This window comes from Candidatus Hydrogenedentota bacterium (genome assembly GCA_018005585.1).
Classification (GTDB): Bacteria; Hydrogenedentota; Hydrogenedentia; order Hydrogenedentales; family JAGMZX01; genus JAGMZX01.
Map to the genome: position 1 here is coordinate 1 of JAGMZX010000112.1, position 20,201 is coordinate 20,201.

Genomic DNA, 20,201 nt, shown 5'->3' on the forward strand with positions numbered 1-20,201 from the left:
CGTGGGTCAAGCGCCATGACAAGGGACCGCGGGCAGATAGAGCACCCCGCCCGTTGTCCGGCAGTCGGCGGAGCGCTTATTGGAGCAAAGCGACGGCGTCAAAGTCAAACGCCGACGGCAAGGCGCGGATTCGGTATTTGACGCGCGCGCGGGCGCTCTGTTATAGTCCGCCCCACAGAACGCGATCCGCGCGTCGAAGACAGCCGGCGGCCGCGAGGCCTTAAATCAGCCTGCCGAGACGTTGCGTGAGGCGTGGAAATCACTGAGACCTTTCCATGTCCCGCGCCGTCATTCGATGGCGCGGGACGTTTTTCATGCCAAGGGAAAGGAGGTGAGCAGATTGGCAAGACCAGAGAAGGAAGCCGCAGTAGCGGAACTTAAGCAGCGCATTCAGGAAAACGAGGTGGCCATTCTCACAAAGTACGTGGGGGTTACCGTCGCCCAAGTGACGGAATTGCGCAAGCGTTTCCGGGAAGCGGGCGTGGACTTCAAGGTTTACAAGAACACGCTCGCAACCATCGCGTTGCGGGAACTCGGACTCGACCGTGCAGCCGGCTTTATGGAGGGTCCCACGGCGTGGGCTTTCTCGAAAGACCCGGTGGTGCCGGCAAAAATCCTGAAAGATTTCCACAAACAGGTGGATGCCGTGGCCATGTCGGGCGGCATCGTCAGCGGGCGCGTGGTCGGTCAGGCGCAGCTCCAGGCATTGGCGGACCTCCCGTCGATAGACCAGTTGCGCGCGCAGGTCGTGGGCGTGATCGCCATGCCGCTGCGCAATCTCGTCGGCGCACTCAGTGCGCTGCCGCGCAATCTGGCAAACGTGGTGGACCAGATTCGTAAACAGAAGGAAGAAGGGGCGCAGGCCGCGTAAGCAGGCCGCGCCATGTTTGGACCGGAAAACCGTCAGCGCGGCCGCACGCGCCGCGCATGAATCACAGGAGAATAGGAACCCATGTCGGAAGAAACCCTGACGCTGTCGGCGGAAGTACAGCAGATTATCGACCAAGTAAAGCAGCTCTCCGTGCTGCAGTTGAGCGAACTGGTAAAAGGCCTCGAAGAGACCTTCGGCGTGACCGCGGCCGCCCCCATGATGATGGGCGCAATGCCAATGATGGCCGGGGCCGGCGGCGAAGCGGCAGCGGTCGAAGAAGCGCCAACCTCCTTCGACGTCATCCTGAAGGAACACGGTTCGCAGAAGATTCAGGTCATCAAAGAGGTCCGCGCATTGACCGGCCTCGGCCTGAAGGAAGCCAAGGACCTCGTCGATGGCTGCCCGAGCCCCGTCAAGCAGGCCGTGGCGGACGACGAAGCCAAGAAGATCAAGGAAACGCTGGAAGCGGTCGGCGCGGTCATCGAGATCAAGCCCGTCGGCTGATCATCGCCACACCGGCGCCTCTTTTCATCGCGGCCGGCCGTTGCAGGGCCGGCCGCGATGCGCTTCCCTCCGTCACGCGGCTGGCATATGCGTCCAATCCTGCAGTGAGCCTGCGCGGGCGTTGACGTGCCGTGTCCGGCACGGGCCGAAGGACCGGGATATCCGATACAATCCATCGAATGACCCGGCGGCGCATATCGCAGACGGACAATTGCATGGGAGTATCTTGCTGCATGAAAACCTACGTGTTTGAGGGCACCGACAAGTACTACCTCGACCCCGAGCTGCGCACCATCGTCAATATGGCGCTGGCGATGGAGAAGCCGATCATCCTGACCGGCGAGGCGGGCACGGGGAAGACGCAACTGGCCTTCGAGACGGCCCGGTCACTCGGCATGCCGCTCGAAGTGCTCCGCTGCAAATCGACGATCAAGGGCGAGGAAGCCTGCTACACGCAGGACACGGTCCTGCGTCTCAACGATGCCCGGTTCGGCAGCGGCAAGACCGGGCGCAGCGTGGACAACTTCTACGACTACGTTGTCTGGGGCCCTATCGGACGCGCTTTCCGCGCGGACGAAAAGGTCGTGTTGCTTCTCGATGAAATCGATAAAACGGAATCGGATGTGCAGGACAACCTGCTCGATATCCTGGACGAGTGCCAGTTCACCATCCGCGAGGTGAACGAGACCATCAAGGCCAAGGTGCGCCCGGCCATCTTCATCACGTCGAACGCGAAGCGGGAACTGTCCGACCCGTTCTTGCGCCGCTGCTTCTGTCACCACATCGCGTTCCCGTCGCCCGATGACATGCGCCGCATCATCAATCTGCACTACCCCGACACAAACCCGAAGCTGCTGAAGGCGGCCATCGACATCTTCTACGATTTGCGCGCGCGCGGTTTCGAAAAGCCTCCCGCCACCAGCGAGTTGTTGAATTGGGTCGGCGCGCTCGAAATCGCCGGCCGTATCCCGGACCCGCAGGATATGCCGCTGATCGGCGTCCTGCTCAAGCGGGCCGGCGATATCCAGCGCTTCCGCAAAGGCGACGGGCCCCGGCGGGCGTATTATTGAGCGGTTTGCAGTGCACGTTTCGCTTGGCGGGCGGACACGAGCAGAGGCGTGGGCAGGAGACACCCGGTTTTCATGGCCAATGCGCGAAAAATCCCGGACGCAAACGCGTTGTTTGCCGAGTTCGCCGCGTTGCTGCGCGATTACGGCGTGCCCGCGAGCGTCAAGGACCTGCTTGAGCTGAACCAGGGCCTTGAAAAGGGCCTGGTCACGAATCTGGACGAATTGTTCGTCTTCGCGCGGCTCTGTTTCGTGCGCCGCAGCGAGCATATAGACGCCTACGAGCGCGCGTTTGCCCTCTATTTCTTCGGCATCGACCTCCCGCCCGTGGCCGAGGGCGACCCCGAGCTGTTCCACACGAAGCAGTTCCGCGAGTGGCTCGAACAACAGGTGCGCGCGGGCAAGCTGCCGCCGCGCGCGGTATGGGAAATGGACCCGGAGGAGCTCATGCGCCGCTTCTGGGACACGGTGCGCCAGCAGATGGAGGAACACCACGGCGGCAGCCGCTGGGTCGGCACGGGCGGCAACTCGCCCTTCGGCCATTCGGGCAACGCGGCCGGCGGCGTGCGCGTGTACGGCGAGTCGCAAGGGCGCAGCGCGCTCAAGGTCATCGGCGACCGCCGTTACATCCGATACTCGGACGCGGCGACCCTGCGCGAGGAAAACCTGCGCCAGGCCCTCGAGACGATGAAGCACATGAAGGCCGAAGGCCCGCGCGACCGGCTCAACCTCGACGAAACCGTCCGCCGCACCGCGCGTAACGGCGGCGAGATAGACCTCGTGTTCGAGCGCGACCTGCGCGACAAGATCAGCGTCGTACTGCTCATTGACAATGGCGGCTACTCGATGCGCCCCTTCATCCAGCTTACGCAGATGCTGTTTACGAAACTGCACGAGCGTTTCGAGGACCTGACCACCTATTTCTTTCACAACACCATATACGAAAAGGTCTGGGCCGATTTCCGGCGCGTCCGCGCCTTCCCAACCGAGGCACTGCTCAGCCGCCGTCAGGACACGCGCCTCGTCTTCTTCGGCGATGCGGCCATGGCCCCCGAGGAGCTTGAACTGCCCGGCGGCGCGATGGCCTATTGGGGCGGCGCGGCGCAACTGCCCAGCCTCTACTGGCTCCACCGTATCGCTGAACGCTTCCGCCACGCCTGCTGGCTCAATCCCATTCCAAGAGACCAATGGGAAACCACCTACGGCGCGTACACGCTCAACCGCATCCGCAGCCTCTTCCACATGGAGGACATGACCCTCGGCGGTATCAGAGGCATGGTCGAATTCCTCAGCGAGAAGTGAGGGTCCGCCAGCGCATCCCATCCTCTTTTGCCGCCTTCCCCGACCATCCTTGGCCCGGAGGCTGAGCCCGGTGTAGACTTACGGCACGGACCAGGGGTGTTCAAGAAAGGTTGACATGAGCCTGACGGATAAAATTCGGGCGAGCGCTCTCTGGCGCCTGCGAGTGATGGCCAAGAATGCGCTCACGGTGACGGACGTCCTCGTAAGCCGCCGCCTGCACACCAGGCCCCATTTCGCCCCCGTGTTGCTGCTATTCATCACGTACCACTGCAACCTCCGGTGCCGGACCTGCGGGGTTTGCCTGCTCGAACAAGAGATTGCGTCCGTTCCGGAGCTGACGCTGGATGAATGGAAAGCCGTGATCGACTCCGCGGTCACGCTGCGCACCGTCTTCGTGGTCATCTCCGGTGGTGAGCCGCTGCTGCGGCCCGACGTCCTGATCGATTTGACCAAGTACGCCTCGGGCCGTGGCATTGCAGTCCACATTTGCACGAACGGCGTGCTGATTGACCGCGATTACGCGGCCCGGCTCGGGCAATCGGGCGCACATACCATCTCCATCTCATTGGAAGCGCCGGAGCCGGAGCTGCATGACCGCATCCGGGGCCGCGGCAATTTCGAGCGCGCCCTGAACGGCATCCGCCTGTTGCGCGAATTCGCGCCAAACGTCAACGTCGGCATCAATCATGTGATTACGACGGAGAACTTCCGCTGCATGGCTGAGATGGTGCCATTCGCGGAATCCCTCGGCGTACGCCAGCTCAAATTCGCGCCCATTCACACGAATCTCCTGCACAAACGCAAGAGTCTCCTGCAGTGGGGTTCGCTCTTGTTTGAGCACAAGGACCTCGAAGCGCTCGCGGTCGAGCTGGACCGTCTGCGCGCCGCCATTGCCCGAAGCCGGCTCCTGACCACCTCGCCCCTCTTTCTCGCGCGCATCACCGACCTCTATCGCGAGCCCCCGAGGTTCCGCTGTCTGGCCGGCTATGCCACGGCCGCCGTCGACCCCGTGGGCATGGTCGCCCCGTGTTCCGACATGAAGGGCGTCGCCTCCGTGCGCGATATGCCGTTGGAGCAGATCTGGCGCGGCCGCGGTCTGCAGGAGGCGCGCCGCGCCGTCTGCCATTGCGACAGTCCGTGCTGGGACACGGCCAACGCGGAATTGAGCATCCGCTTACGTCCCGTATCGCTGGTGCGCGATTTCCTGCAGACTTGGAAAGACATGGGATTCTATTTCGGGAGGCGCGACGAATGAGTCCGCACGCGCGGACGCGCATCTGCGCGCGTGTCACGCGCTTGCATGAAGGAGACCGGGCAGCGGGTTTAACGGGGCAGGAACCGCCCGAGCAACTGGAGTGCCCGCCGCACATCGAGCACCCTGCGGCCGTTCCTGGACCGCAGAAGTTGAAGAACCTTGCGGGGTGAACCCAAGTAGTAGGTGAGGTACAACCGCCCCTGATAGCGGGTCAAGCCGCCGTCCGGGAAGGCGTCGTGTGTGATGGCACAGCCCATCTGTTTGGTATACTCGCGCCAATCGGTAGTCCTTACGCGGACGCCCCCCTCGGAGCGCTCAGCCATCTCACAGGCACGTGTTCCCGGAAACGGCACGAAAATCGCGAAATTGGCCAGCGTGGAATAAGGCCTGAGCCGGATGGCCAGCTGCCGGGTCTTTTCAAGGGATTGGGGGGTTTCATAGGGGAGCCCAATCACAAAGTCGAGTTCGGTCTCGATCCCGAGCCGATAGCAGGTCTTGATGGCGGCTTCGGCCTGGCCGGGGTCCGTGCCCTTACCGGATTGGCCCAGCAGGCAGGCGTCACCCGATTCGATGCCAAAATCGATGAAGGTGCATCCGGCTCGCTGCATCAGGGCCAGCAGCGGCTCATCCACGATATCCACGCGCGTCGACGTGCACCAGCGCATCCTTATGCCGCGGGAAAGAATGCCTTCGCATATTTCAGTGGCATGGCGTCGGCCGAGCGGCCACGACCCGTTACTCGAGAAATACCATTCCGGGACGGGATAGGCGCGCGCCAGGTATTCCAGTTCATCGAGCACTCTGGCCGGGGACTTGTACCGGACTTGGCGGTCATGAATCCGGAAGCAGAAGGAGCATGCAAACGGGCACCCCCGCAGGAACTCCACCGAAACCGGGGCTTGATAGCGGTGCAATGCGAAGAGGTCCCATGCAGGCAATGGCAAATCGTCGAGGGGCACGGTCTGCTCGTGCGGAGGCGTCGCCACCGGCTCGCCGTTTTCACCCCGGTAGGCGATGCCGCGAATCGCGTGCATGGGGCGGCCTCCAGCCAATTCGGCCATCGGGATTTCGCCTTCGCCGGCCACGGCAACATCGAAGGCATCGAACTCCTCCAGCGTCTGCGTGCTGAGCGCGGTCGCATGGGGACCGCCTATGACCGTCGTAATCGCGTGGTCGCGCCGCTTGATTGCTTCAGCGGCCGCCGCCGCGTCGCAAATCTCTTCCGTGATGGCCGTCATGCCGACATAGGCTGGTTTCAGCCCGGCGACACGTGCCGCGAGGGTTTCCGCCGTGTCTTTGTGCAACCGGGCGTCCAGGACGTGGACGTCACACCCCCTCTCGCGCAGGAACGCCGCGATGCTGGCCGTCCCCACTTGCGCGATCGACCATTGCCGTTCCATGCGGTCCCGGGGGCGGGAAACAACACAACTGTTGAGCAGGACCACACGCATGGCGGTATACTATACGGTGTGAAACAAGGGGTTTCAAGAAGGGAAACTGGAACGGATGGCAGACGCCGATGGCATGGTGCCAAGCGATCATCATTCGGGGAAACCCTGCGGTGACCGGACCGTGAACTGGGGGGGCTGCGCCGCGGTCTTGGCGCTGACGGGGCTGGGGCTGGCTTTGCGCTTGTACCGGCTGGAAGAGGTGTCGGTATCGAGTGACGACTACATGAACTTCTCATTCCTTGGCGGCCCCCTGTTAGACGGCTACATCCCGCAGCGGCGTTTCTTTGCCCCGGACCACCTCCCCTTCTATTTTCTCGTTCAATATGCCTGGGTCTGGCTCTTCGGCGCGAGCGCGTGGAGCATCCGCATGCTTTCCGTAAGTCTTGGCGCCGCCACGGTCCCGTTGGTGTATGCGGTAGCCCGGCTTTTCTCCGGGCGCCGCGCCAGCCTGCTCGCTGCCCTGCTGACCGCGGTTTCGCCATTCCACCTCATCTACGCACGGATCATGTGCTACAACGCCATGTTCGAGGTCATGGGCCTGCTTTCCCTGTACGGGTTATTGTGTGCGGCGCGAGGGGGGGGGCGCCGCTGGTGGACCCTGAACCTCGCAAACAATATCCTGATGGTTTTCACGCATATCATGGCCACGCTCCTGTGGTTTGCACAGGGCTTGTTCCTGCTGGCCTCCAGCCGTTTCGCGGGCAAGAGACGCTTCAAGGTCTTCCTCTGGTGGTCCCTTCCACAGGTGATATCCCTGGTCGTTCCACTGGCGTGGCTCTATCCCCAGTTCCCCTATGTCGCCGCGCCTGGCGAAGACGCGTTTGAAGTGCATCCAGCCACCGTGCTCGTAGACACCTTCGCGGACGACGCGATCGCGCTCAGCCAACCCTGGTTGTTCTGGACCTCACACCGTTCCCCGGAAATTTCGGACCCTTACGACGGATTCCGCCGCGGAACCACGCTCGACGGATGGATGAACCGTGCGCTGGCCGCATTCGTTGTCATCTGCGTCACGTGGCTCATTCTCCGCGCCGCCTGCCGCGCGCGCGCGCAGGACTCCGTTCCGCCTGATTGGAGCCTGCTGTTGTTCCTGGCTCTCGTTCCGGTACTGGTGTTGGCCCTCTTATCGTATGTGGTGCGGCCCTGCTTGCAGGCCCAGTACACGCCTTACGGCTCGCATGCCCTCTATATCGTCACAGGCGCAGCACTGGCGGCTATACCCCGGCCCTGGTTCCGGCGGGCCGCAATTTCTGGTCTGTTGCTCATTTACGGCTATCAACTCTCGCTCGTCCTGCCTGGTTCGATGGGGGTGGACTGGGCTTCGGCCGCCCGATTGCTCGAAGCGGAAGCGAACCAGGACGACCTCATCCTTGTCCGGGGCCGAATATATTCGACTGACAACTTCCGCGCAAACGCACCGAAGCTCCGCACCGAAGTTCTTCCCGCGTACTCGCTGCAATCCATATGCAGAAAGAGCGCACGCTTCTTGAATACGTACGGCGCAGCTGACCCGCAACGAACCGTATGGGCCGTGATTGTCGTGATGTATGATTATCCTCCTTTGCCGATGGAACGTTTTGAAGCCATGTTGCACGCCCAGGGACTCGTGTTTACCAAGCGCTTCTTCCCCGGCATGGGAGGCCTGGCCCTGTACGAAATCCAGCGTTCTCCCCACCCCCCCGCGCGGGAGGATGTCGTCCTCTCCGATTGTTGGCCCGGCAGCACGCAGACGGCCGGGCTGCTACCCCGGGAACTGGCGGAAGCGCTGACCCCGGAGGAAAGAGCCGCGCTCCCCTGGTTCCTCGGAAATCAGCCGCCCGCGGGCGCGATCAGCTGGTCGCTTGCTGCGATCGCCGCAGCAGACGAGGGCTTTCCAGAGCTGGCGGAACGATTCGCGCACGCGGCCATCGCTTCGCGCCCAAACTCCGCTCTGGGCTACTTCGCCCTTGCCATCAGCCTTTGGGAACAGGATGCGGTCGAGGCGGCCATGACGGCGTACGCAACAGCGCTTGACCTGGACCGTGTCCGTTTCTTTCAACTGTATGCGGACTTGTTGGACGGGCTCTACGTCGGGAGCGCGGCGAGTGCGGCGGGTGCGGCGCTCGCGCGTCTGGATAAACTGGGCGCCTGGGTGCCCGAAGTGCTTCGCATGCGGGCGGGCGGCTCCCGGTTCGCCGCGGAATTGCAGGGCGCGCGCTGGAACCGCGTCCCCCGTGAGTAGACGCGCCGGGCCACCGGGATACCTTCGTCACGTCGCCGTAACGCACTTCGGCCCCGCTCGGCACCGAACCTCCATCCCCACAGTTTGCAGTCTCGTGCAAAGGGCATACAGCCTCGAACGAGGCAGCCCGGCCGCCTGCGACGTCATCCGGACTCTGGACGGCACTTGCCGCTTCCCGCTATACTTGGCGCAATTCGACGCGTCTTATCGGCGCTGCCGGCGGATGAGGGCGGCGCCTGGGAGAAAGCCGCCTCATGGCTTTGGCGGACATCCAAGCGGACCCGGCGGCGGTGCGCCCTCGAGCCGGCGGCAGACGTTGTCTCCGAGAGGCGTTTGTAGTGCTGGCCATCGTTCTCCTGGCGGTCGCACTGCGCTTCTACCGCCTCGACGAACAGTCGTTGTGGCTCGATGAGTTCCTGGCCTTCCGGCATCTGCAAGCCCCCGGCCTCGGCGCGCACATCACCCTGCTCGGCACCGTGGCGCCTGAGCAGATGGGCTCGCCGTTGTATTACATCCTTCAGTACTATTCGGCCCGCGCCGTCGGATTCTCCCCGGAGAGACTGCGGCTTTTACCCGTCGTGATCTCGCTCGCCGCCATACCGCTGCTCTACGGGCTCACGCGGCGCCTTGCCGGGAGGAAGGCGGCTCGCATCGCCGCCCTGTGCCTTGCCCTGTCGCCTCAGCACATCTGGCATGCGCAGGAACTGCGCACTTACGAACTCGTCTTACTCCTGGCCACCATATCCGTCTGGACTTTCCTGCGTGCCTATGGGGAAAACCGACGCATATGGTGGTTGGCCAATCTAACGGCGAACACGCTCCTGGCCTGGTCGCACCTCTTCTCCGTCCTTCTAATCCTCATCGAGGGGCTTTTCTTGCTGATTTTCTCCCGGCGCTCCCCGCGGCGCCTGGCGGGATGGAGCGCAGCCCAATTGCTGCTCCTGACGCCGTGGGCCGTCTGGATGCTTGGCATACCCTATACGCACTATTTCTACTCGCCGGGGCTGAGCGCGTGGGAGATCTTCTGCAATATCGCCGGCGGCGACATCGTCCGTTACCACAGCGATATCCTCCCCGCCTGGAAGACCCATCCTGCGGGCGCCGCAACTGCCCGGTTTCCCGCCCTGATACCGTGGGGCCGTTGGCTCGATCCGCTGTTGCTCGCCTTGTTCACGGGCGCGGTCGCCTGGTCCCTCGTGCGGTTGGCGGGTAACCTGCTGAAGGACCGGAAAGGCCTTCCGAAGACCGCGACACACATGACCGCCCCTTTGCACGACCCCGCGGACGACGTGAGCGCCCGCACAACGGCCCGGCAGGAACGCGAGTCTCTGACGTTCCTGTTCCTGCTGTTAGCGTTGCCGGGACTTCTGCTCGCCGCCTTTGAGGTCTTGCTGCATCGTGTGGCCATGTGCCCCATGTACTCGATGTACAATCAGATAGCCTTGTACACTATGGTGGGCGCGGGTTTGACGGCTCTGCCCGCAGCGGCCCGGAAGTGCGGCATCCTGCTGCTGCTGGGCCTGTACGCGTACCAGCTGCTGGTGTTTCTGCCCGAAGTGACCCGCACCAACTGGAAGGCAGCCGCGGCAAGTATTCGCGAGCAGTGGGGGCCGGACGACCAAGTTCTTCATTTCGAACTGCTCTGGCCCGAAGACGAACTACGGCACTATCTCGCGTCTCCGTCGCGTTTCACCAAGGTCCGCACCTTTCAGGCCGCCTGCGACGACTGTGTGCGACTGCTTGAGGCGCCCGTCGCGAATCCGGACCCCGGTCGCAAACGCGTTTGGGTCGTCTTCGCGCGCACCTTCCTGCAATGGATCTTCCCCACCTTCAACCCTGTCGCCTCGCTGAAGCAGTCCCTGGAGCAAAGGGGTCTGACAGCCACCTTCGAGGAGTTTCCCGGACATTACAACGTCGTGATATGCCGCGTGGAAAGAGGCAAGGCCGAACCGCGCGGCTTGGGGCTGCCCGTGCCCGAGTTGACCCCGGGCGGGTATCCCTGGCTCTCGCCGCTACGGCCGATTGACTACCCGGCGGTATTGAGGGAGCTGGGTTTCAAAGACCTTGACGTCGCTCGGCAAGAGGGACTGACCCAAGCCTTGCGGGAATCGCTGGACCACTGGCCTCTCGACCTATTTCCACTGAGTTCGAAGTTCTGCTACCTCGCGCCCGTGATGGACCTCGCCCGGCGCGGGCATACCGGCCTTGCGATAGCGTTGGCCCGGCGGGCCGAAACGGAATACCCCGATTTTGGCCTCCTGCAAGTTGCCCTCGCCGCCGTCTCCTTGACGAGGCAAGATATTCCGGCGGCCCAGGCAATGCTCACGCGCGCCGCGGAAATGCACCGCGGGCTCGGCCCTGTCCTTGCACCGCTCATAAACGCGCTGACCCGCACCCGTGATCCGGAGACCCTTTGCGGCCACATTCGAAGACTGGACCAGATGGGCGTGTTCTTCGCTCCCGCACTGCACGACGCCTGCTGCCGTCCCCGGGAATGAACGCCGCCGCGCCAACCGGCGTACAAACCATCCGCGCGCAATTCCTGCCAAACTTCTGAAATGCAACCGGTACTTGATTCGTTCCCGTGGTTGCGGCACAGTTCACTGCGTGGGTTCTGTCGTGCTCTCGACAATCAAACGTCCCGCTGGACGCCCGGGGCGGTTTGCGGATAAGCGTGTGCTCAGCGACCGTGGCCAAGTCCAATCTTCGGAGCGGCAATATGGCGACACCAAATGGTTTCCTCCTGCAGTGCGTGTGCGCGGCTGTTCTTTTCGCGGAGGTCGGCTCAGTCGCGGCCGCCGGCCCCTCCGCGGAGGCCGTTCTTCCAGAAGGCGATGCGCCGCCCGCGCTGGTTTGCGGCCATTTCCCCGACCGCGTGCACGCGTTTGTCTGGCGTAATTGGGGCGCGGCCGAGCCAGCCAGGCTGGCGCAAATCCTGGGCGTGTCCGTGCAGGAGGTCGCGGGAATGGCGGAGGCCATGGGACTGCCCGCCGATGCTCCCGTTTCTCCGGAAATGGAAAGACGCGGCTATGCCACGCTGATTCGCCGCAATTGGCATCTCCTGCCCTACGATCAGCTCCTGGAATTGCTCGATATGACGCCGGAACGGCTGGCCTTCACGCTGCGGGAGGAGGATTTTCTGTGGATCAAGCTGGGCCGCTTGAAACCACGGTGCGAACCGCTCCGGTATGTGCCGCCCGATGAAGATGCAAGACACCGTGCGTCCGATATTCGACGCGTTGTCGAGGAAGTGTTCGGCGACGAGCTCCGGCGGCCGGCCGAGCCGCGTTTTCGCTTTGTACAGCAACTTGGCAGCCCGCTTCCCCACGTCACGCCGCCCGCGTCCGGAGAAGACGATTCCCGCACGCAGCGGCTTGTGTACTCCTATGTGGCCCTATATGGCGACCCGCTGCTGCAACCGGAGCTGAACCCCTACCCGGACGGATTGCTGCAGCGCCTGGCCTCCGTCGGGATCAACGGGGTGTGGCTGCAAGTGCTGCTGCGCGGCATGGCGCCCGGTGGCGCGGCGTTCCCCGAGTTCGGCGAGGACCATGAGCAGCGCCTGGCCAATCTTCAAGTGCTGGTCGAGCGGGCGGCCCGGCACGGAATCCGCATATACCTTTACATCAACGAACCGAGGGCCATGCCCGCGGCTTTCTTCCAGGGACGTCCCGAAATGGGCGGTGTCCGCGAAGCTGAATATACGGCCCTGTGCACCTCTCATCCGGCGGTGCGCCAATGGATGGTCGACGCGCTCGCGCATGTATTCCAACAGGTGCGCGGCCTGGGCGGGGTATACGCCATCACCGCATCGGAGAACCTGACCAATTGCGCGTCTCACGGCGATTGGCGTTCTTGCGAACATTGCAGGGGACGCAGCGATGAGGACATCATCGCGGAGGTCGTCGCCGCCATCGAAGAGGGTGTTCACCGGGGCGACAGCGCGGCACGGGTGCTCATATCGGACTGGGGCTGGAAAGGACACGGCGACGCGCCGGAAATCATCGCGCGGTTGCCCAAGTCGGTCACACTGATGTCGGTGAGCGAGTGGGGCCTCCCGATCGAGCGCGGCGGCGTCGCCAGTACGGTGGGCGAGTATTCGATTTCGGCCGTGGGGCCGGGTCCGCGAGCGGCGCGCGAGTGGAAGGCCGCACAAGAAGCCGGGCTGAAGATCGGAACGGAGATCCAGTTCAATAACACGTGCGAAATCGCGAGCCTGCCTTATCTTCCCGTAATGGACCTCGTAGCCGAACACTGTCACAATCTATGTCAGGCGGTGACGCTCGACGCCATGCTGATTGGCTGGACCATGGGAGGCTATCCCTCGCCCAATTTTCAGGTTGCGCAGCGATTGACTGGCCTGCCCTGCCGCAATCCCAGCCTCGTGTTGGATGAAATCGCGCGGGAGCGGTTCGGCCCGGAGGGTGCCCCGCATGCGCGCAAGGCCTGGTCGCTCATGAGCGAAGCCTACCGCGAGTACCCGTTTCACATCAGCGTGGTCTACACGTCCCCCGTCCAATGCGGCCCCGCAAACCCTCTTTATGCCTCCAGGACCGGCTACTCGGCAACCATGTGGGGCATTCCCTACGACGACGTGGACGGGTGGCGCGGCCCCTATCCCGCGGAGGTGTTCGCGGCGCAATTCGAGAAGGTCGCCGAGGGCTGGCAACCCGGCATTGCCGAGCTGCAAGCGGCCGTGGATAAGGCCCCCCCGCAACAGCGAGGCGAAGCTCAGGCAGACCTCCGCCTCGCCCGCGCGGCGGCCATCCACTTCCAGTCCGTGGCCAACCAGACCCATTTCACACTGGCGCGCGATGCGTTGGCCAGCCTCTCGAACGCGTCCGGCGGGCCGGACACGTCCCAGGAACGCGACCGATTGCGCGCGGAGATCAAACGGCGCCTGGAATCGGAGATCGATCTGGCCCGCGAGTTGTTCACGCTGACGCGGGAAGATTCGCGTATTGGCTTTGAACCGTCATGCCAATACTTCTACCTTCCCCTGGACCTCGTGGAAAAGGTGATCAACTGCCGCTGGCTCCTGGAACGCCTGGAAAGTTAGATTGCGCGGTCCTCTTGCCGCCTTCCGCACTCGTTTCAGGGCGATTTCACGAGCACCACGCGCTCGACCCAAATCGCGTTCCCGGCTTCCGCCTTGCCGTGGGGGAATCCCGGCCCTTCAAACTTGATGCGCGCCCAGATTTCGAATGTCTGGTCCGCTTGTTCGGGGTCCGCCGCACTGCCAACGTCCACCTGAATGATCCAACTCCAGAAGAAATAAACATAGCAGGACGGCCCCACAGGGAACGTGCCCAGCTTGTACCAGTGATACCCGGGGCCGGGCACGTCTTCCGGCTTGATGGACACCGCCCCAACACCCCGCTTGCTCACAGCATCGTACAGACCCCAGGGCATGGGCAGCGCATACCGTTCCATGTCCGTGCTGGAAAGCGCCAGCCGGTTGGCGACGCCCGATTCCGCTTCCGCGTCCCGGACACGCTTTACCTCGTCATTCCAGTTGCGTGATGCCTGGGCCGTGAAATCGAAGACGCGTCCCGGCGGCAGAGCGCGGAACTTCTCCGGAATGCTCACGAAAACGGGGCGCGCAAGCAGCGGCTCCAACTCCGCGCCAATTTCGGCGAGGGCGTCTGGCCGGCCCCCTTCCGGGATGCGAAAGGCCACCTGCGCACTCCAGGTGTCTTTGCATCGGACGGCAATCGTGTCGCGGTCCAGCGGCATTTCCTCCGGCGCGCCGCCGCCGCGCACCCACTGAGAGAACAACGCCGGAAACAAGACGATGGTCGCGCGGTCCAACGGTAGCCGGGCGAATCGCACGCGGCGCAGCAGCACGGCGTCGCCCGCCACGACTTCTTCCGCCCGGTCAAACAGGGCATGCGCCTCGCGCACGAACGGCAGGTCAAGATAGCGGTATTGCACCGGGGACGCGCCCATGCTCAAATAGCTTGTCTTCGCCTGCGACGCCTGCTCGAGCCGCGCCAGATATTCCCGGATCACGCCGCCCGCAGGCCCGTAGAAACCATCCGTAAACGTCCGCACGAGCGCATCATAATCCTGATACGGATCTTCGAGCGTCTTCATCATCATCCAAACCTTGAAATCCCGCATGTCAGCAAGTATGGGGTACTCGTGTTCGGTGAAGACGCCTTCCACATGATGTTCGGCATAGAAGCGGTAGTCCGGCGCATACGTGTGCGCCGTCGGCATAGGCAGGCCATAGTGCGGCCCATACGTCACGGCATAGTCCCATATCCGCAGGTTTTTCGCGATTTCCGCCCAGCGCAGCAGGTGATCGTGAAATTCCTGGTTGGCTGGGTCCGTGACCGGTCTCGTGAAATTGCTTCCCGTATCGCAGAGACGAATGATGACGTTGTCGCGCGGACGTATGGACTTGGGTGGTTTCTGCGTCATCATGTAGGCGAGCGTGTCAATATAGACGTCGGGATACTCCTGGCCGACCGCGTCCGCCAGGTAGTTCACGAAATCCAGCAGCGGGCCAGCCTCCGATTCCTCCGCCAGCGCAATCGCCTGACAATTCTCGCACTCGCACATGCCGCCCCAATCGTTCTGCGAGACGTCGAACACGACAGGCGGCGGCTCGTTCCTCTGCCGCGCCGCGGCCCGGGACTCTTCAATATACGTTCTCAGCCTGTCAACAAAATACACCCGCAACCCGGTATCCGTCAGGCACAGTTGTTTCTGGTCCGCGTCGCGCCGGCCGTCTACGAGCGAAAACCATTCCGGATGCGTGGCGAAATACGTGTCCGGCGGGACGTACATGTAGAACGTATGCACATGATACGGCGGCCCGTAGTCCAAGTCGCCGCCATATGCGCCCGAAATGCCCGAGTCGCCGTCGCGGTTCAGGCGGTTCCGCGCGGCAAACCGGCCGTCGTCGTTGGAATAGAGAGTATAGATATCGCGATATCGAATCACAGGCGCCCCCGCGCGGTCGATTGCGTCCAGACGCAGAGTGGACTGCCGCGGCACGGTCTCCTCATAAGCGTTCCACCAATGCACGCCGATGACGTCCTCCAGGAACCGGTACACGGCATACAACGTGCCGCGCGGCCGCCCGCCCGTGATCACGAGGTCTTCCCCCGCGGTTCGCATGAGCCATTGTTCAGACCCGAATGATGCAGCATCGATACCCAGGGCCTTGCAGAACTGCGTTGGTCCCACGAAAATGCGCGTTCCTCGCGCCGCAGCCTGCGATTCCGCAACGACGTTGAATGTGCCGCCGGTCACCGCGCCCAGATATGCGGCGAGTTCCTTCGCCGCGGTCTGCTCCGCCGGTTCCGGCGCGTCACAGACCACGATCACCGCTGCAGCCTGACCGCCGTCCGCCAGCGTGAGCGCCCCCGCAGGCAGAGCGGCGACCGTGAAAAGAATCGTCAAGGCTCGCCAAAGTACCCCTGCGCCGGGCGCCTGCATGCGCGCGGCCATTCCATTCGTTGTACGGTAACCGGTGCGTCCTTTCGCGCTCATCTACGGACTCCTTCTTGCATGTTTCAACCGCAGCCTCCGCGCCACCATACCGCTGGATTCTAATACTAAGCGCACAGCGGCTGCCTGACGCAGGATTTGGGCACGAGCCCTCTCCCGTTGGAGGGTTCAGAGCGAGCAGAGACGACGACATCGGGAGCCATTCGGCAGGCTGCGAGTGACCAAACCAGAACCGAAACCGAAATAAGTTCCGATGTTCTGCTCCCATCTTAGCGCAATTGAGCGCGCGAAGGTCGAATTGTTGCATGCACACGGATGGGGCGCCATGGCGATTAGCCGGGAAATCGGGCGGCAGATGACCGGCAAAAGCGCCAAGGTTGACCTCGCGAGACTGCGCGGCGTGTTCGCCGCGAACTTCCTGGACGAGGACGAGAAGGCATCCAGCCTGCTGGCCGATGGAAAGAGTGGCGTCCGCAAGACCTTGGCGAGGCCGACGCCGGAAAACGCTGACGATTCTGAATCCGCCGGGACGCAACAGGACAAGGGTGACGCCGTGCAGAGGAGCGGCTTGTTGCCCGTTTCGGGACCGGTGAAGTAGAGTAGAACTTGAGCGATGTGGTCCGCTGCAACGTTGGAGCGGGAACACCCCGGCCGGCTCGTCTCGCTTTCGGGATGCAGCACAATCCGCGACGTGCCGGCGCTGTCCTTGACAGCGGCGGAGTGCAGCCCCGCGACAGTCAACTCGTTGGAGAGACACAGCGTGCGCAGGAGCGCGGACGCAGCCTTATCAGCCGGTTACGGAAGGGGAGCCGCGGGTATTCCGTGCCCTTCGGTGCCATGCAGGAATAGCAATGGACTGCACGCGGCGGCTCCCAGCGGAGGCAGATGGTCTGATGCAACGACGCAAGTTCCTGTCTATTCTGGGCGCAAGCGCCGCGGGCGCGCTGCTGCGCGGGCGCGCCGCCGCGGCGGAACACCGGCCCAACATCCTCTGGATCACCTGCGAGGACATGGGGCCGCATCTGGGCTGTTTTGGCGACGCATACGCTTGTTCGCCGAACCTGGACGCGCTGGCGGCGGCGGGCGTCCGGTATACAAGCGCGTTCTCGAATGCGCCCGTGTGCGCGCCCGCGCGGTCGTGCCTGATCACGGGCATGTACCCGTCCGCGCTGGGCAGCCACCACATGCGCTCGAAGATCGCGCTGCCCGAGGGCGTCCGCTGCTTCACGGAATACCTGCGCGACGCGGGCTATTACTGTTCGAATAATCAAAAGACGGACTACAACTTCCCCGTTCCCAAAAACGCGTGGGACGAATCGAGTGCGAAGGCCCATTGGCGCAACCGCGCGCCCGGCCAGCCGTTCTTCTCCGTGTTCAATCTTACGATCACGCACGAAAGCCAGATCAGGCATTCGGACGAAACGCACGAACGGCAAACGCGGGATTTTACGCCGGAAATGCGCCACGACCCCGCGCGCGCGCCCGTGCCGCCGTTCCATCCGGACACGCCCGTCGTGCGCCGCGACTGGGCGCGCTACTACGACAACATCACGACGATGGACCAGCAGGCGGGCGCCATTCTGCGCGAATTGGAGCAGGACGGCCTTGCCGAAGACACGATCGTGTTTTTCTTTTCCGACCACGGCGCGGGCATGACGCGCTGCAAGCGGTGGCCCTACGATTCCGGGCTGCACGTGCCGCTGATTGTCCGTTTTCCGGGCCGCCATGCATCCCTTGCGCCCGCGCCGCCGGGCACCGCAACCGGCCGCCTGATAACCTTCCCGGATTTCGGGCCGACGGTGCTCAGTCTCGCGGGCGTGGACGTTCCACCGCATGTGCAGGGCGCGCCGTTCCTGGGCGCGCAAGCGGGCGCGCCGCGCGAATACGTGTACGCGATCCGGGACCGCATGGACGAGCGCTACGACATGATGCGCGCGGTGCGCGACAAGCGGTTCAAGTACATCCGGCAATTCATGCCTTTCCTGCCCTGCGCGCAGGTGAACCTGTACGGCGAGCAGATGCCCACGATGCAGGAATGGCGCCGTCTCGCCGCGGAAAACAAACTCAGCGGGGCGCCGGCCCTGTTCATGCGCCCGGCGAAGCCGTTCGAGGAGCTGTACGACACGGGAAACGACCCCTTCGAGGTCAACAACCTCGCGGACGCGCCCGAACACCGCGAAACGCTCGAACGAATGCGCGCGCGGCTCGATGAGTGGCTGCTGGAGACGCGCGACCTGGGGTTCCTCCCGGAATCCGAGATGCACATCCGCGCCGCGGGCCGGCCTTTTCGCGAACTGGGTCTCGACGAGACGGAATTCGCATTGCCGCGCATCCTCGAAACCGCGCAACTGCCCCTGCGCGGGCCGGACGCCGCCCCGGAGCTGGTCGCGCGTCTGGATGACGCCGACAGCGCCGTCCGCTATTGGGCGGTCCTCGGCCTGACCGCGCTCGGCGCGAACACGGAAGAGGTTCGCGCGCGCCTGAACGCGCTGCTGGCCGATGCGTGCCCGTGCGTGCGCATTGCCGCGTGCGACGCGCTGCGTCACTTCGGGGATGCGTCCGCCGCCGTGCCCGCGCTGGCCGCGGCACTCGACAGCGACAACGAGTGGGTGCGCCTGCACGCGATGAACGTCTTGGACCGGACGCCCGATTTGCCCGCGCCCGCTCGCGAGGCCATGGCGGCCCGCAGCGAGGATTCCAACGAGTACGTCCGGCGCGTCGCGACGCACAAGCTCGAATAACGAGGGCTTCCTGGTTGTATTGTCCCGCGGAAACACAACCCGAGGTTATCCATGCGGCTTGTAACCATCGCTGCCTGCGCGCTGCCGCACGACGCCGACCTCGCGCGTCATGCGCTGGAAGGTCACGGCATTCGCGTGTATGTAGGAGATGCCTTCTTGCCCGCGGTCAATCCCATCTATAGCCGCGCGGCAGGCGGCATCAAACTGCAGGTGGCGGAAGAAGACGTCGAATGCGCCGTAGAGGTCCTTGGCCTTTGCAGGCCGGAACAGCGCTGTGGTCAGAAAGACGCATCCCTGACCTGTCCGCGCTGCGGCGGGAACAATACGCGCCGCATCCTATGGCCCGTCATTCTGGCTTTCTTCGTGACGCTCGGGTTCCTGCTTCCGTTCTTCTGGCGGCGGATTTCCGTGCGGTGCGTCGATTGCGACACGAAATGGCGCCCATAGCCGTCTGCGAGGCGACGCGCCCAATCCCTCTTACGGGTTCGTGCCCCAGATGTCCATGTCGCGGAACAGGCTGCGTCCGGGAAGACTCGCCAGATGCACGACGGTCGCGGCGATGTCCGCCGCGTGGAGGTACAGTCCCGGCCCTTCTTTAGGCCCCGTGTCTTCGCCCGTGTCGACGCTGCTCGGATTGAGCACCATGACGCGGATGTTGTGCTTGCGCACTTCGTAGAGGAGCGACTGGGAGAAACCCTGGAGCCCGAATTTGCTCGCGGCGTAGGCGCTGCAGCCGGGATCGCCCTTCTTGCCGCTCATGGAACCGATAATGAAGATATCGCCGCGCTTTCTTTCAATCATTCCCGGCAGAAACGCCTGCGTCGTGAGGAATACGCCGGTGAGGTTCGTGGCGATCACGCCGTTCCAGACTTCAAGCGGCATATCCACGACGTTGCCGCCCTGGAACACGCCCGCATTGTTCACCAGGATGTCCGGCGCGCCCAAGTCGCGCACGACGGCTTCGGCCAGGATACGGATGGCATCGGGGTTCCGCTGGTCGCACACGCAGGGCCGGCACCGCGCGCCGATCTCGCGCGCGCCGGCCTCCAACGTGCGCATTTCACGGCCAGTAATCGCCACGTTCGCGCCCGCCGCGTGCAGCGCCCGCGCGATGTGCTTGCCGATGCCGCGGCTGCCGCCGGTAACAACCGCGACCTTTCCTTTCAAGGGTGTCAGCGGCATTTTCTCTCTTCCTCCCGGTGCCGGCGCCCTCTTACGCCCCATCGGTTTGGTGCTGCAAGAGAAACCGTTCCAGCGTATCCGCGAATTCCTCGCGCATCATCGCGTTCATGTGCGTTGCCCCGTCGATCACGACCACCTCGATACCT

Annotated in this window: 14 protein-coding genes; 11 read left to right on the forward strand and 3 right to left on the reverse strand. The window is 63.6% G+C overall.

Annotation, left to right across the window (positions count from 1 at the left end; genetic code table 11):
* Positions 1 to 340 precede the first annotated feature (340 nt).
* The 5 genes from rplJ to KA184_16880 all read left to right on the forward strand — a co-directional run bounded on the left by rplJ (position 341) and on the right by KA184_16880 (position 4,999).
* Positions 341 to 871, forward strand: coding sequence for a 50S ribosomal protein L10 (gene rplJ, locus KA184_16860; GenBank protein ID MBP8131252.1), 531 nt, complete (start codon positions 341 to 343; stop codon positions 869 to 871).
* Positions 872 to 952: 81 nt separating this feature from the next.
* The gene (gene rplL, locus KA184_16865) at positions 953 to 1,375 is read left to right on the forward strand and encodes a 50S ribosomal protein L7/L12 (protein ID MBP8131253.1); all 423 of its coding nucleotides are present in this window, start codon (positions 953 to 955) and stop codon (positions 1,373 to 1,375) included.
* 233 nt (positions 1,376 to 1,608) lie between these two features.
* A complete protein-coding gene (locus tag KA184_16870; protein MBP8131254.1) occupies positions 1,609 to 2,445 on the forward strand; it encodes a MoxR family ATPase in 837 nt (278 codons plus the stop codon).
* 72 nt (positions 2,446 to 2,517) lie between these two features.
* Complete coding sequence (locus tag KA184_16875) at positions 2,518 to 3,744, forward strand: hypothetical protein (protein ID MBP8131255.1); 1,227 nt, start codon at positions 2,518 to 2,520, stop codon at positions 3,742 to 3,744.
* Between the two features lie 115 nt (positions 3,745 to 3,859).
* On the forward strand, positions 3,860 to 4,999 hold the full coding sequence (locus KA184_16880) for a radical SAM protein (protein MBP8131256.1): 1,140 nt from the start codon (positions 3,860 to 3,862) through the stop codon (positions 4,997 to 4,999).
* 68 nt (positions 5,000 to 5,067) lie between these two features.
* Here KA184_16880 and KA184_16885 read toward each other — a convergent pair whose 3' ends face one another.
* Positions 5,068 to 6,450 carry a cobalamin-dependent protein gene (locus KA184_16885; GenBank protein MBP8131257.1) on the reverse strand — a complete coding sequence of 461 codons (1,383 nt, stop codon included), beginning with the start codon at positions 6,448 to 6,450 and terminating at the stop codon, positions 5,068 to 5,070.
* Positions 6,451 to 6,505: 55 nt separating this feature from the next.
* On the opposite strand from KA184_16885, the gene KA184_16890 reads away from it, so the two are divergent.
* The 3 genes from KA184_16890 (at position 6,506) to KA184_16900 (ending at position 13,730) form a co-directional block, all read left to right on the forward strand.
* Positions 6,506 to 8,671, forward strand: coding sequence for a glycosyltransferase family 39 protein (locus KA184_16890; GenBank protein ID MBP8131258.1), 2,166 nt, complete (start codon positions 6,506 to 6,508; stop codon positions 8,669 to 8,671).
* Between the two features lie 254 nt (positions 8,672 to 8,925).
* Complete coding sequence (locus KA184_16895) at positions 8,926 to 11,169, forward strand: glycosyltransferase family 39 protein (GenBank protein ID MBP8131259.1); 2,244 nt, start codon at positions 8,926 to 8,928, stop codon at positions 11,167 to 11,169.
* Between the two features lie 221 nt (positions 11,170 to 11,390).
* Positions 11,391 to 13,730 carry a hypothetical protein gene (locus KA184_16900; GenBank protein MBP8131260.1) on the forward strand — a complete coding sequence of 780 codons (2,340 nt, stop codon included), beginning with the start codon at positions 11,391 to 11,393 and terminating at the stop codon, positions 13,728 to 13,730.
* A gap of 35 nt (positions 13,731 to 13,765) precedes the next feature.
* On the opposite strand, the gene KA184_16905 is transcribed toward KA184_16900, so the two are convergent.
* Positions 13,766 to 16,174 carry a DUF4838 domain-containing protein gene (locus KA184_16905; protein ID MBP8131261.1) on the reverse strand — a complete coding sequence of 803 codons (2,409 nt, stop codon included), beginning with the start codon at positions 16,172 to 16,174 and terminating at the stop codon, positions 13,766 to 13,768.
* 283 nt (positions 16,175 to 16,457) lie between these two features.
* Between KA184_16905 and KA184_16910 the strand changes: the two genes are divergently transcribed.
* The 3 genes from KA184_16910 (at position 16,458) to KA184_16920 (ending at position 19,320) form a co-directional block, all read left to right on the forward strand.
* Complete coding sequence (locus tag KA184_16910) at positions 16,458 to 16,730, forward strand: hypothetical protein (GenBank protein ID MBP8131262.1); 273 nt, start codon at positions 16,458 to 16,460, stop codon at positions 16,728 to 16,730.
* A 295-nt stretch (positions 16,731 to 17,025) separates the two neighbouring features.
* Positions 17,026 to 18,873, forward strand: coding sequence for a sulfatase-like hydrolase/transferase (locus tag KA184_16915; GenBank protein ID MBP8131263.1), 1,848 nt, complete (start codon positions 17,026 to 17,028; stop codon positions 18,871 to 18,873).
* Positions 18,874 to 18,924: 51 nt separating this feature from the next.
* Entirely contained in the window at positions 18,925 to 19,320 is a 396-nt protein-coding gene (locus KA184_16920) for a hypothetical protein (GenBank protein MBP8131264.1), read from the forward strand.
* Positions 19,321 to 19,350: 30 nt separating this feature from the next.
* Here the strand turns inward: KA184_16920 and KA184_16925 are convergent, their stop codons facing one another.
* Positions 19,351 to 20,055 carry an SDR family NAD(P)-dependent oxidoreductase gene (locus KA184_16925; GenBank protein MBP8131265.1) on the reverse strand — a complete coding sequence of 235 codons (705 nt, stop codon included), beginning with the start codon at positions 20,053 to 20,055 and terminating at the stop codon, positions 19,351 to 19,353.
* Positions 20,056 to 20,201 lie beyond the last annotated feature (146 nt).

Excerpts from the sequence above, each read along its gene's own strand:
- rplL (MBP8131253.1), top strand. The coding sequence starts at position 953 with ATGTCGGAAGAAACCCTGACGCTGTCGGCGGAAGTACAGCAGATTATC.
- KA184_16915 (MBP8131263.1), top strand. The coding sequence starts at position 17,026 with ATGCAACGACGCAAGTTCCTGTCTATTCTGGGCGCAAGCGCCGCGGGC.
- KA184_16880 (MBP8131256.1), top strand. The coding sequence starts at position 3,860 with ATGAGCCTGACGGATAAAATTCGGGCGAGCGCTCTCTGGCGCCTGCGA.
- KA184_16870 (MBP8131254.1), top strand. The coding sequence starts at position 1,609 with ATGAAAACCTACGTGTTTGAGGGCACCGACAAGTACTACCTCGACCCC.
- KA184_16910 (MBP8131262.1), top strand. The coding sequence starts at position 16,458 with ATGGCGATTAGCCGGGAAATCGGGCGGCAGATGACCGGCAAAAGCGCC.
- KA184_16920 (MBP8131264.1), top strand. The coding sequence starts at position 18,925 with ATGCGGCTTGTAACCATCGCTGCCTGCGCGCTGCCGCACGACGCCGAC.
- KA184_16895 (MBP8131259.1), top strand. The coding sequence starts at position 8,926 with ATGGCTTTGGCGGACATCCAAGCGGACCCGGCGGCGGTGCGCCCTCGA.
- KA184_16900 (MBP8131260.1), top strand. The coding sequence starts at position 11,391 with ATGGCGACACCAAATGGTTTCCTCCTGCAGTGCGTGTGCGCGGCTGTT.
- KA184_16925 (MBP8131265.1), bottom strand. The coding sequence starts at position 20,055 with ATGCCGCTGACACCCTTGAAAGGAAAGGTCGCGGTTGTTACCGGCGGC.
- KA184_16890 (MBP8131258.1), top strand. The coding sequence starts at position 6,506 with ATGGCAGACGCCGATGGCATGGTGCCAAGCGATCATCATTCGGGGAAA.
- KA184_16875 (MBP8131255.1), top strand. The coding sequence starts at position 2,518 with ATGGCCAATGCGCGAAAAATCCCGGACGCAAACGCGTTGTTTGCCGAG.
- KA184_16905 (MBP8131261.1), bottom strand. The coding sequence starts at position 16,174 with ATGAGCGCGAAAGGACGCACCGGTTACCGTACAACGAATGGAATGGCC.
- KA184_16885 (MBP8131257.1), bottom strand. The coding sequence starts at position 6,450 with ATGCGTGTGGTCCTGCTCAACAGTTGTGTTGTTTCCCGCCCCCGGGAC.